9 protein-coding genes are annotated in these 12,472 nt (G+C 64.0%); 3 read left to right on the forward strand and 6 right to left on the reverse strand.

Going from position 1 to position 12,472, the window contains the following annotated elements:
* The first annotated feature begins 90 nt into the window (after window positions 1-90).
* Both VDQ28_RS04245 and VDQ28_RS04250 read left to right on the forward strand, forming a co-directional pair.
* Window positions 91-1,719 (forward strand): hypothetical protein, encoded by a 1,629-nt coding sequence (locus tag VDQ28_RS04245; RefSeq protein ID WP_323034753.1) that lies wholly within the window; start codon window positions 91-93, stop codon window positions 1,717-1,719.
* On the forward strand, window positions 1,716-3,707 hold the full coding sequence (locus VDQ28_RS04250) for a DUF2298 domain-containing protein (protein ID WP_323034754.1): 1,992 nt from the start codon (window positions 1,716-1,718) through the stop codon (window positions 3,705-3,707). Before VDQ28_RS04245 ends, VDQ28_RS04250 begins: the two co-directional genes overlap by 4 nt.
* Here VDQ28_RS04250 and VDQ28_RS04255 read toward each other — a convergent pair.
* From VDQ28_RS04255 to VDQ28_RS04280, 6 genes are all read right to left on the reverse strand, one after another.
* Window positions 3,680-5,017, reverse strand: a complete 1,338-nt coding sequence (locus VDQ28_RS04255; protein ID WP_323034755.1) for an NAD(P)/FAD-dependent oxidoreductase — start codon at window positions 5,015-5,017, stop codon at window positions 3,680-3,682. The two genes, VDQ28_RS04250 and VDQ28_RS04255, sit on opposite strands and share 28 nt — an antisense overlap.
* Window positions 5,014-5,997 carry a lysylphosphatidylglycerol synthase transmembrane domain-containing protein gene (locus tag VDQ28_RS04260; protein WP_323034756.1) on the reverse strand — a complete coding sequence of 328 codons (984 nt, stop codon included), beginning with the start codon at window positions 5,995-5,997 and terminating at the stop codon, window positions 5,014-5,016. Before VDQ28_RS04260 ends, VDQ28_RS04255 begins: the two co-directional genes overlap by 4 nt.
* Entirely contained in the window at window positions 5,994-6,989 is a 996-nt protein-coding gene (locus tag VDQ28_RS04265; protein WP_323034757.1) for a glycosyltransferase family 2 protein, read from the reverse strand. Before VDQ28_RS04265 ends, VDQ28_RS04260 begins: the two co-directional genes overlap by 4 nt.
* Before the next feature lie 117 nt (window positions 6,990-7,106).
* Window positions 7,107-7,877 carry a hypothetical protein gene (locus tag VDQ28_RS04270; protein WP_323034758.1) on the reverse strand — a complete coding sequence of 257 codons (771 nt, stop codon included), beginning with the start codon at window positions 7,875-7,877 and terminating at the stop codon, window positions 7,107-7,109.
* 765 nt (window positions 7,878-8,642) lie between these two features.
* A complete protein-coding gene (locus VDQ28_RS04275) occupies window positions 8,643-9,179 on the reverse strand; it encodes a pilus assembly protein (protein ID WP_323034759.1) in 537 nt (178 codons plus the stop codon).
* Window positions 9,176-10,438 (reverse strand): Tad domain-containing protein, encoded by a 1,263-nt coding sequence (locus VDQ28_RS04280; protein ID WP_323034760.1) that lies wholly within the window; start codon window positions 10,436-10,438, stop codon window positions 9,176-9,178. The genes VDQ28_RS04275 and VDQ28_RS04280 overlap by 4 nt, the downstream gene beginning before the upstream one ends.
* 279 nt (window positions 10,439-10,717) lie before the next feature.
* Between VDQ28_RS04280 and VDQ28_RS04285 the strand changes: the two genes are divergently transcribed.
* Complete coding sequence (locus VDQ28_RS04285) at window positions 10,718-12,472, forward strand: glycosyltransferase family 39 protein (RefSeq protein ID WP_323034761.1); 1,755 nt, start codon at window positions 10,718-10,720, stop codon at window positions 12,470-12,472.

Raw genomic sequence — 12,472 nt, forward strand, 5'->3', positions numbered from 1 at the left:
CGCTGGGCGATTGGGCTCGATTTTCAGGGAAAAACCAGTGCCCTCAAACCCCGTCACTCATGCAATCCCGCCGCATGACGGAGATCGGCCTTGATCATCGCCGCAGATCGTTATCGGCATGTCTTGCTCGGGATCGTCGTTTTGGGCGCGGTTCTGCGGATCATGGGTCTGAACTGGGACGCCGGACGCGGACTGCACCCGGACGAGGGCAACCTGATCCGCGCAGCCCTGACGCTTGGCGTCAACGGCCGTATGCTGCCCGAGTTCCACGCGTATAACGACCTCGCCCTTTGGTTGCCCCGGCTTTTGTCGGTGCCATTCTGCGCCAGTGATAACGCCGCCTGCCTGACCCTTGTCGCCCGCGCCCTGTCGGCCGCGCTTTCGCTGGCGATGGTGCCGCTGGGGGCTGGTCTGGCGATGCGCATGGCCGGGCCGGTGGCGGGATTGGCGGCGGCTCTGGCTTTGGCAACCTCGGGTCAATTGATCCAATGGGCGCATTTCGGCACCACCGAAAGCGCCATTGCCATGATGGTCTTGCTGTTGTGGTGGCTGGCCGCGCGCTGGCAGGCGGGCGAGATGCCGGACCGCCACATGGCCGTGTGGTCGGCGATGGTTCTGGGCATCGGCTTTGGCTTCAAGACAACCGCCGTCGTGCTGTCGATCATCCCGCTGATGGCCTTCGCCCTGGCCGGTCGCCCCGATGCCGCACGGCTGCGGACGATTTTGGCTTTCGGTGCGATCGCGGCTGTGCAGGCCGTGGCCTTTGCGCCCTCGGTGATCTTTGCCACGCGGGCGTGGCTGGATGTGATGGATTTCGAGAATAGCGTCGTCACCGGATCGCTGCCGGTGTTCTGGACAGCGCAATTCCACGGCACGACCGACATCCTTTATGAACTTTCGCAACTCTGGTCACTGACCTCGGGCGCGGGGGTGCTGCTGGCCGTGGTCGGGCTGATCCTGCTGCCACGGACGCAATGGCGGATCGTCGCGCCGGGGTTGGCCTTTGCCTTGGTCTACGCCGCGCTGACCTTTGGCTGGCACGCCAAATTCATCCGCTACCTTGCGCCGCTGTTGCCGGTGGTGTTGGTGCTCGGCGGCGTCGCCCTTGGGCGCTTGGCCACGCTGACCCTTGGGCGCACAGGCTTTGCCGTCGGGCTGGCCGGGCTGGGGCTTATGGTGCTGGCCGGGCTGGACAGTGCCGCCGCCTATCTGCGCCCTGATCCGCGTATTGCCGTTGAAACACAGCTTCTGGCCCTTTCATCCGAGGGCGATGTCGTCGCCATCGAGCCACGCGACCTACCGCAATCCGGGGGCCTGCCGCAGGTGGTGCTGCCCCTGAACGACGCGCCGTTGTCGCTGGCCGAACCCCTCGCCACCGCCGACTGGCTGCTCATCGCCAGCCGCCGCAATTATGAGGTTTTACCGCGTCAACCCGGTGCCGCGCCGGGTCTGTGCGCCTATTACGCCGGGCTGGCCGATGGCAGCCTTGGCTTTGTGCCGGTGCTGCGCGCCGACCGGCTTGGGCCTTTGGGCCGCCTGTTCGCGCCCGGATTGACTGCCGAGGAAACCCGCACCGTGTTCGACCGGCCCGAGGTATTCCTGTTTCGCAACATCGACCGTCTGTCTGCGCAGGACCTCGACACCCGCCTGCGCACCCCGCGCGATGCCGAGGCTTGTGACCCCCAGACCCTGCAACGGCTCTGGAGGCGCGGCCCATGACCGGTAGCCTGCCGATGGAGGACGCCCTGGTCGTCGCACGCCTGTTTGCCGTGCTGGCGCTGGCGAGTTGGGCAGCGCGCCCCTTGGCCCTGCGGCTTGTGCCGGGCGGCAGCGGTTGGATCGCCGCCCTGGTGCTGGCGTATATCGTCATGGGCTGGGTGCCGTGGGCCTTGGCCGCGCTGCATATCGTGCCGTTCGGCATAGCCTCGCTGGCGGGGTTGGCGGCGCTGATCGGGGCGCGGCTGTGGCTCGGTGCCGCACCTTCGGACAACCGCAGCGCCCTGACCGTCGCGGTCGGTTTCGGCGCGTTGTTCTGGTTGGGTCTGGCGCAGCGCATGGGCCACGCGGACCTGTCAGGGTTGGAGAAATTCACCGACATGGCCTTTCTGGCCGCCGCGATGCGCACCGATTACATGCCGCCGCCGGACGCCTGGTATGCGGGCGAGGCGATCAACTATTACTATGTCGGACAGGCGATGGCGGCGGCCTGGGGGAACATCCTGGGCACCACTGCGGACCGCGCGTATCAGATCGCCATGGCCTCGATCTTTGCGCTGACCGGCGTGTCGGTCTGGAAGCTGACCGTGTCGCTCGCCCAGCCCGCCGGCCCCCGTCTGGCGCGCGGGCTTGGCGCGTTGGCGGCGCTTCTGGTGCTCTATGGTGGCAACTTCCACTCGGCGCTCTACACGCTTTTTCGGGGGCTGGTTCCCGCCACCAACCCCGCGTTCTACTTCCCCGACTCGACGCGCTTTGTCGGCTTTGACCCTTTGGTCGAGGACAAGGGCTTTACCGAGTTTCCCGCCTACGCCTTTTCCGTCGGCGATCTGCACGCGCATGTTTCGGCGACACCGGTGTTTTTTCTGGGGCTGATGATCTTGCTGGCCTTCCTCGCGCGCGGGCTGAAGGGCCAGTCACCGGATCTTGTGCAGGCCGCGGGGTTCGGCTGGGTGCTGGGTTTGTGCGCCGCGATCAACTCGTGGGATGTGGCGATCCTGGGGCTGCTTGCGCTGTTCGCAATTCTGGCGGCGGCGCTGTTCGACCGCAAACCAACCCGCGCTCGGCTCGATGCCCTGGGGGTGGCTTGCGTGGTGGTCGCCGCCACCGGATTCCTGGCCGCCGCGCCGTTTCTGGGCCATTTCGAGCCCTTTGCCAATGGCATTGAGGCTGCACCGAACCACACGCCGCTGTGGCAGTTGCTGGTGCTTTATGGTCACGGGCTGCTGCCCTTGATGCTGTTTGGTGTCGTTGTCTGGAAGCGGCCCGACGCGCGCGACCACTGGCCCATAGGCTTGCTGTTCGCCGGGGCCGTGGCGCTGTTCTTCATCCCCGAAGTGGTGATCGTGCGCGATATTTACGGGCTGGAATATGCGCGCGCCAATACGATGTTCAAACTCAGCTTTCGCGCGCAACCGCTGCTGATCATCGCCGCCGTCGCAACCCTTGGCCTTGCGGTGCGATTCGGGCGTCTTGGCATGATTGCCGCCGGGCTGGCCGCACTGCCTGTTGTCTCGATCCTGGCCTATATGCCGCATATCTTCGTCTGGCCCTCGACCATTCGCAGCCTCGATGGGCTGGGCTTTCTGGGTGAGGAACGCGCCTTGGTGCTGGCCGCTGGGCGTTTGCCGCTGGACCCCGGCCAATCGTTTGTCGAGGCGTCTGGCAACGCGTTTGGCGACACCGCGCGGGTGTCGGCCATGACCGGGCAGCCCACGGTGATCGGCTGGGCGGCGCATGAATGGTTGTGGCGCAACAACGGCGACGCCCCCAACCGCCGCGCGCAACGGGTCGAGACGTTTTACACCACCGACGATCAAGCCCTGCGCTGCACCCTCGTGCGCCGCTATGGCGTGCGTTATGTGATCCTCGGGCAGATTGAACGCAGTCATTATGAAGCCCTGAACGAGGCGGGATTGACCGCTCTGGGGCCCGCCGTGTTTTCGGATGCGGGCGGTCAGATCCTTCAAGTGGACCCGGCGCGCTGCCCTTGATCTGCCTCGACGATCAACCGCGCCGCCAACCGGCGACCGGCGCGAACGGCATAGTTGGTGCCGCGATCCTCCGGATAAATCTGCGCCATGGAGCATAGGTAAAGGCCCGGCGCCGGGCCATCCTCGGGCGGGATCAGTGCGGAATGGTGGCGCGCAATGAGGGGCTGCGCCCAATCGGCGCGCCAGACGTGATGATCCTGCACCCAAGCCCGATCAAACGCGGGAAACATGCGGCGCAGATGCGGCACGGCAAAGTCGAGAACCGCCGCGTCGTCCAGCGCCAATAACGGATCATCCTGCGGCAGGTAGCGTGACAGATAGACGATGTGCCGCCCGCCATACTGCTCGGTCGATTGAAAATTGGTGTGTTCGATGACGCCGACAAAGGGAAACTCAGGGTCGGTCACGTTCAGCCAATAGGTCGAGCCCAGTGAGCGGTCGAGCTCAAGCACCAGGCACAGGTTCGCCAGATAGGGGATGCGGGTCAGCGATTGCAGGGCCTCGGGCGTGGCCCAATGGTCGATCAATCGGGCCAGCAGTTGCGGGGCTTGCGTGGCGATGACGGCCTCGGCCCGCAGATCACAGGTCGGCCCGTCAACCTGCCAGCCGCCCTGCCCCGTCTGCGTCAGGCGCGCAACCGGGCAGTTGGTGCGTACCTCGCCGCCATGCGCGTGGATATCGGCGACCATCGCCTCGGCAATGCGCGCGAAAGACCCGCGCACATAAGCCAGATTTTCCGCCCCGCTCTTGCCCCGCGACCCGCCGCGCAGCTTGAGCTTGTTCCATATCCACACCGCCGAAATCTGATCGGCGTGGTGCCCGAACTTGCCGCGCAACAGAGGCTGCCACAGCGTGCGATACACGGTTTCCCCGCCGATCTGCCGCAACCATTCCGCAGCCGTCAGTGATTCCAGCGCCTGCCAATCCTTGACCCGCCGCGCCCTGAGGCTGAGGAGCGCAAGCCGAAACCGGTCCACCAGCGGCAAGGCCGAAAAGCGCAGCAGGTCCAGTGGCGAGGACAGGCGCAGCGTCGCGCCGTTGAAATAGACGCCGGTCAGGCTGGGTTCGAGGGTGACATGCTCCGACAGGCCAAGCTCTGCAACAAGCGTCATCACATCGCGATCCGAGGTGAACCAATGGTGATAAAACCGGTCCAGAGGCTCGCCGCCCGAGACCGGATCAAAGGACCCCGCAAGGCCACCGACATGGGCGTCAGCTTCGAGCACGGTGACCCGATGCCCCGCGCGTGCAAGGTCTCGGGCAGCGGCCAGCCCGGCAAATCCGGCACCAATAACGGCAAAATGGGTCATGGTCGCGCCTTTGCAGAGGGGGCAAGCGCCCAGATCAACAAACAGACTCCGCCAGTCAAGGTGGTGGTCAGCCACAAGACCAGATGAACGATCAGCACAAACGCCGTCGCCTCGGCCAGGGGATTGCCCGCGATCACCGTGGCGGTCTGGGCAAAATAGTCGAAGGTGCCAACATGACCGGGGGTCGAGGGCAGCAGCGTTGACAGGGTGCCCACGGGCATCGCCAGCCAGGCGGCCTCAGGCGCGGTGAGCGACGGCATGGCGCGGGCAACGGCCCAATAGGTCGCGCCCTCGAACAGCCAGACCGGCACGGTCCAGACGATCAGCGCCGTCATCGCCCGGCGCGCCGACATGGTGACCAACGCGTGAACCAACGGCGTGAGGAACCCGTCCGCGCGGCTTCGCACCTTGGGGCCAAGCCGCCCAAGACCACGGATCAAAGCCGCGACCAACGGGGCAAGCAGACGGGGTTGGACCAGCAAAAACAGCGCCAACACGCTGCCGCCCGCAAGAACCAGCGCCCCGGTGCCGCCGATCCCCAAGGCGTCACCAGAGGTCGAGAACAGCCAGAGCGCCAGCGCCAGTGCCAAAAGCAGGGCGATCATGTCCAGCACCCGCTCGATCAACACCGTGGCCAGCACCGCACCGGGGGCGACACCCAGCCAGTTCGAGAAACCAAAACAGCGCAGCGCATCGCCCATGCGAAACGGCGCAAGGTTGTTGACCGCAATCGACGCCAGAAACGCCGCCGACGAGTGCGCATAGCCCAGTGCCGCATTGTGGGGCCGCAGCATCAAGTGCCAGCGCTGAATCCGGCAGGCATAGCCAACCGCCAGACAAAGCGGCGCAAGCAGCAGCGCGACCAGATCCATCCGCCGGATGGCATCGGCCAGCGCCGCAAAATCGACCTGCCGAAGCGTCAGCCACAAGAACAGCCCGCCCAGCGCGATGCCCAGCCCCAGGCTTGCGGTGCGCCTCATGAGTGCTCTGACGTTGCGGTTTCGGGTTGGGATGCCGCGCCCTCTGGCTGCGGATCAAACCCGATCCGGTTGCGCACCACATAGAGCGGGCGGCGCTGCACCTCGGCGTAAATCCGGCCAATATATTCGCCGATGATGCCCAGCGACAGCAGTTGCACGCCGCCCAGAAACAGCACCGCAATCATCAATGCCGTCCAACCCTCGACCCAGACCGAGGTGAAGATGCGCAGGATCAGCGCGTAGATGATGCCGATCACCGACAGGCAGACCGTCATCAACCCCAGCCCGACCGCCAACTGTAACGGCTTGATGGAAAACGAGAGAATCCCATCCAGCGCATAGCGGATCATCTTTGTCAGTGGATATTTGGTCGCACCGGCAAACCGTTCCGGTCGGTCATAGGCGATGGATGTCTGGCGAAACCCGGTCCACGCGACCATGCCGCGCAGGAACCTGTGGCGCTCGGGCATTTGTTTGAGAACCTCGACGACGGGGCGGCTCATCAGCCGGAAATCACCCGTATCGGCCGGAATCGCGACCTGGGACAGACGGCTGATCACCGAGTAGAAGCCATTGGCCGTGAACCGCTTGAACCAGCTGTCCCCCGGTCGCGAAGCGCGCAGGCCATAGACCACGTCGAACCCCTCATGCCAGCGCGCGATCATCTGTGCGACGACCTCGGGCGGGTCTTGCAGATCGCTGTCCATCAGCACAACCGCGTCGCCACGCGCCACGTCAATCCCCGCGGTCACCGCGATCTGCTGGCCGAAATTGCGCGAAAAGCTGAGGATCCGCAGCCGGGGGTCGGTGCGCGCGGCTTGTGCAAGAACCGCGAGCGTTGCGTCGCGGGATCCATCGTCAACAAAGATGAACTCGAAGTCGCAGGTGGCTTGCGACCGGGCCAGGTCGGACAGGCGGGTCAGGGTTTCGGGCAGAACGTCCATTTCGTCGAGACAGGGGATGACGATCGAGATCAGCGGCCGTTCAGGCACCGATGCTTGCCCGGAGCCAGAGTGTGTCGTATCGAACCAATCCACCGAAACAAGCCCTTTCCATACGCCACTCCACACGCAATCGGTGCGGGTTCTGGTTCCTGTCCAGCGCCCTCATTACCCCGTTTCACCTCTGACGCAAGCCGGCACCGGGCGCAGGCACGCGCGCATCAGCAGAACGTGCAGGTCTCGCCCGGTGTTGGCGTCGGCGTGGGCCATGGTGTTGGCGTCGGCAACGGCGTCGGGGTCGGCAACGGTGTGGGCGTCGGCGGCAACGGTGTGGGCGTCGGCAACGGTGTGGGCGTCGGCAACGGTGTCGGAGTCGGCAACGGTGTGGGCGTTGGCAACGGCGTCGGGGTCGGCAACGGTGTGGGCGTCGGCGGCAACGGCGTGGGCGTTGGCAACGGTGTCGGCGTTGGCAATGGTGTTGGCGTTGGCAACGGCGTCGGAGTCGGCGGCGCGGGTGTCGGCGTTGGCGCGGGTGTGGGCGTTGGCAACGGTGTCGGTGTCGGCAACGGTGTCGGCGTCGGCAATGGTGTTGGCGTTGGCGGCGCGGGTGTTGGCGTCGGACGCGGCGTTGGCGTCGGCCGTGGCGTCGGCGTCGGCCGTGGCGTCGGCGTCGGCAATGCTGTCGGCGTCGGCAACGGTGTCGGCGTTGGCGGTGCAAGCGTCGGGGTCGGCAACGGTGTCGGAGTTGGCAACGGTGTCGGCGTTGGCAGGGGCGTCGGCGTTGGCAATGGCGTCGGCGTCGGCAAGGGTGTCGGGGTTGGCGGAACCGGGTTCACAGGAATCCCGCTGACCGGCGCATTCGGCGAAAACCGTGGGCGGATCGCCACCAAGGCACTCAATCGCATCTGGCGCAAGCCAACTGCGGCAAACGGCTGCCACTCACCGAAAGTCTCGACCATCAACAAGGTCTCGCCGGGAATGATGATCGGAATGCTGCTGTAATACTCGGGCACCGGCATTTGCGCGCTTGTGCTGGCAAAGGATTGGCCGACCTGCGCTGGAATCAGGGCTTCGAGCCCTGCAAGATCGCCGGCTTCCATCAGTTCCATGGCGTTTGGAGGCAGTGGCGCAAGACCCCGTGTCCCATAGGACCAATGCAGGTGGGGGCGCGCGTTGTAATCATCCCAGATCAAGGCCGAGACCCGGATGCGCGTCGGACGACGCGACCGCGCCAGCATATCATAGGCCGAGTTCATGCCTTCAAGAAATTGCGGCGTATAGGCCCGTGTTTCGCGGGCGATGGAATCTGCAATGGTATTGGCGGCCATTTCGGTTTGATAGCGTGCCTTGAAGCCATCAAAGAACACCACGGTGGCTGCCAGCGCCCAAAGCAATATTGGCAGGACGATGACCAACTCGACGGCAACCGCCCCAGAGGTATCATCGCGATTGCGCCGCTTCAGAAATGAAAATATTCCGCGCAGATTCAACATGCCATCACTACGGTGCGCGAGTGTTCCTGACACGAAGGGTAATCAAGGGGACGCGCAAACGGGAACTCCCGCAAGGTTGACCCTGGATCATAGTCCCCTCGGCAATCGCTCTCTTTTCTACAAACTATGCTTTTTGCGTAATCAGTATTCGCACTCAAGTCAACGCCACGAAAATCACCGACCGCGCATGACAAGCGTCCCGGAGAGCGGCTCAGGCGGGTTCGTTGGTGAAGGCGCCGATGGAAACGATGTGAAAATCGCCCGTTGTCGCCTGCCCAAGCCCCAAGACAAGGCCGGTAAAGGTGATGAACGGATCCGCCGAGGCGCAGACACGCACCAGCATCAGATCCTGATTGCCCGCTGACGGATTGAAAACCACGGTTGGCGCGATATTCGCAGAACGGTTGATACACTGCACCGGGTCATTGATACCGGCCCAGGTTTGGGTGTCGATCGGCCGCAGTTCCACGGTCAGCGACGCTTCGCAATTCCCGATCAGAATGGTGCGCGCGCAGATGGCGGCCCGAAGCGTGGCGATGCCGTTCGACGGAACATTCCCCAGACGCACTTCGCGGATGGAAATATCGACGGCTCTGTCCAGGAACACCTGGCGCAACATGACCGCGCCGAAATCAATCGCCGTGAACAGGATCGACAGCACCAGGGGCACGGCGATCACAAATCCAATCGTCGCCGTGCCCGCCTCTTGCGTGCGGTAACGCTGGATCAAGGAGAATATACGGGTCACCGGGTCAACCTCAGGGTTTGCGTGACGACATTGCTGGCGATGGAGTCGAAGACGTTGAGCAACCCACCGACGGCGGAGTCAAAATAATGGCTGGCCGACGACGCGCAGCCCATCATCAGCGCCTGACCGGCGGCGGGGGCTTCGAAGGCAACCGAGTAAATCAGCACGCCCTGATCCTTGAGTCTCGAGCAGACCTCCAGCGTGTTCAGATCCTGCTGCGCGGCAGTATAGCGGTGGCCGCAGCAATTTTCGCCATCGGTCAACAGAACCATGGCACGCACCACGTTTGGCTCACCCCAATCAAAGGGCCGTCCGGCATAGTCAGAGTCGACAAGCCCATCGGCGATCATCTGCGTTACCGCAGGGCGCATCGTCGGATCAAAGAACACACCGCCCCAGCGCGCACCGAGGTCAATTGACGTCACATCGCGCGGCTGCAAGGCGTTGATCGCGGTGATTGCATCAGCAGCATTGCTGATGAACGGTGTGATCTGGCCCCAGCTGTCGGTGTGGCATTGGCGCAGATACATGGACGCATTCACGCTGTTGGTGACGCTGCTCCAAGAGTTGAAATCAGGGCAATCGCCGACGGTCCCGGAAATATTGTTGAAAAAGCCCAGCATGCTGGCGGGGGGGTAGACGCTGGTGTCATAGGGGACGATGGTCAGCGAGACGCGGCCGTCCTGGTTCTCGTTTAACAGGGTCGATGCCAATTGCGAGGCCGCCTGACGCAGCGTGATGATACGACTTCCGCCATCAAACCCCATAGACCCGGAAATATCGACCACCATGACAAGATCCAGCCAAACGCCGGTCACGGCCTCGGCGGCGGCGGCGGGCGTGCCGACCGCAAAGTCATCAAAGCCGATCATACGGGTGAAAAGCGTCGGCACGGTTGCAGTCGGAGACGCCGTGACGTTGCGCCCGGTCCAGGGGCTTTCGGTTATCGAATAGTTATTGCCCAATTGCGCGCTCAGTCCTGCGGCGGTGAAGTAGGATTGCAACATCTGCTCGGGCGTGGCGACACCGTTGTTATGGCCCAACATCGTGGCCGCCAGAACGGCGCGGTCGGTGACACCCTGCATCCGCAAACGAATCGTCTCGTGACGCATCATGTCGACGGCCAAGCCACCGACAAGCAACATTGCGACGAAGACGAAGAGGCTGAAAACACTGAAAGTTCCCTTGTCCTGCGCCCAGAACTCGCGGGCACGGGTCCGGCAATTCGCGGGGCGGCGGTCAGAATCAAAACGGGGCATGTCAGACCTCTTACGAGCAAAAAACCACGGAACTAGAGTGTTGAATACCAGCGCTTTGTGGCGTTCATTGGGCAATTCACGTTTAATTTGTGGTAAATGCATCCTGCTACCGGGGCTCCGCCGCCGATGGAAAGACGGCAAAAACGCCATAAGCCAAGCCCTGCGAACACCCCTGCACCGCCGCCAATGTTGCCCAATGATCACAATGGCTGCGCCAAAATGAAGCCGACTGGCGCGCGGCGTCTTGCTGCCAAGGGCCGATGTAGTACCCCTGCCAGCATGAGTCTCCGTGCACTGACCCTAGGCCCCAGACCGAACGCCTCGGGCGTGTTGACAGCGGCCCTCCTGAGCGCGCTGCTGGTGCTGGCCTTTTGGGTGCGGTCGTGGGGTCTTGCGTGGGATGGCTTTGCCGCACTGCACCCCGATGAGCGTCACCTGTTCATGGTGACGGGCCAAATGTTCACCGCACTCGCAGACCCCGCCAATGACGGCTTGGGGTTGGCGGACTGGTGGTTTGCGACCACCTCGCCGCTGAACCCGCATCTTGGCCCCAAGAGCTATGTCTATGGCGAGGCCCCGTTGCTGGCGGGCGCGCTGGTCGGATGGTGGTGGGGCGCTGTGGACTGGTTCGCCTACATGCCGATCGCGCGGGGCTTGGCAGCACTGGCCGATACCACAACGGTTCTGGCGGTATTTCTGGGCGCAAGGCTGTTGTCGGGCAATGTACCGGCCTTGTTCGCCGCGATCTTGTACGCGGCAATGCCAAGCGCGTTGCAACTGGCCAATTTCCACACGGTTGATGTTTGGCTCAGCGCGGCCTCAACGGCGTCTCTGGTGCCGATGATTGCCTTGGCGACGGGGCGCTGGGGCCGGGCCGGGCCAATGGGCATGGGCGCCTTGGCTGGTGGGTTCGTCGGGCTGGCGGTGGCGTGCAAGGTCACCGGCGTCCTGTTGTTGGCGCCCGTAGTGCTGGCGCTGGTTTTGGCGGTTCGCGCGGGGCTGGGGTGGCGACGCGCATTGGCGGTGCTCGCCGTTGTGCTTCTGGTGGCGCTGATCACCTTTCGCCTGACCAACCCGTTTGCCTTTGCCGGTCCGGGTCTGTGGGGTCTGACGCTTTCCGAGGACTGGATCGCGGATTTTCAAGGGCTGGCGGTGGTCACGGCCTCGCCGGGCTTTCCGCCCAACTGGCAATGGGTCGCGGGCTACGGGCCGCTGCGATTGCTGCGTGACCTGACGCTTTTCGGATTTGGTCCGATTGCTGCGGCGCTGATCATGGGCCTGCGCCGCAACGCTGTGACAGCTGCCGCAATGATCCCGCTTTGCGTGGTCTTGATCTTCGTGGCTCTGACCGCGATCAGCAGCGTCAGTGCGCTGCGCTATGCCGCCCCGGCCTTGGGCGCGTTGGCGATGGCACTGGCGCCGGTCTTTGCAAGGCTGGGCGGGCGCATCTCGGTTGTTGCCCTCGCCCTCGCGCTTTTCTGGGGTGCCGGCGCGGTGCGACTTCACGACGGCGCGCACCCGCGCATTCTGGCCTCGCAGTGGCTGTGGAGCTTGCCGCGGGGCACCGTTCTGACCAATGAAACCGCGTGGGACGACCATCTGCCAACCATCGTGTCGCTGGCCGAGGGGGAAGCCTATCGCTGGCCCTCGCATGACAACTGGTTCACGCATCAGGTGCTGGACATCACCGACCCTGACACCCCCGAAAAGGCCACCCGCATCGCCGCGCAGCTGGCGCAAACCGACTATCTGATCTTGTCCTCGGACCGGCAATCGGCGGTGATGCCACGCTTGCCGGATCGCTTCCCGATGACGACAGCGCATTACCGCGTGCTGTTCTCCGGGCAAGCCTGTTTTGAGCCGGTGCAGGTGTTTGATCGCGGCTATCCGCTGCCGTTCCTGGCCTTTGACGATGCTTGGGCGCAAGAGCCGTGGCGGGTCTATGACCACCCCGTCGTGCGCATCTATCAACGCCAGCCCTGCTATGATGAGGCCACCTATCGCGAGATGCTGCTCAGGGCCTTGGGACAGTAG

It is taken from the genome of Pararhodobacter sp., from assembly GCF_034676545.1.
Taxonomy (GTDB): domain Bacteria; phylum Pseudomonadota; class Alphaproteobacteria; order Rhodobacterales; family Rhodobacteraceae; genus Pararhodobacter.

What these genes read in the sequence shown, in the direction of transcription:
- VDQ28_RS04250 (WP_323034754.1), top strand. Translation starts at nt 1,716, where the DNA reads ATGACCGGTAGCCTGCCGATGGAGGACGCCCTGGTCGTCGCACGCCTG.
- VDQ28_RS04255 (WP_323034755.1), bottom strand. Translation starts at nt 5,017, where the DNA reads ATGACCCATTTTGCCGTTATTGGTGCCGGATTTGCCGGGCTGGCCGCT.
- VDQ28_RS04260 (WP_323034756.1), bottom strand. Translation starts at nt 5,997, where the DNA reads ATGAGGCGCACCGCAAGCCTGGGGCTGGGCATCGCGCTGGGCGGGCTG.
- VDQ28_RS04280 (WP_323034760.1), bottom strand. Translation starts at nt 10,438, where the DNA reads ATGCCCCGTTTTGATTCTGACCGCCGCCCCGCGAATTGCCGGACCCGT.
- VDQ28_RS04285 (WP_323034761.1), top strand. Translation starts at nt 10,718, where the DNA reads ATGAGTCTCCGTGCACTGACCCTAGGCCCCAGACCGAACGCCTCGGGC.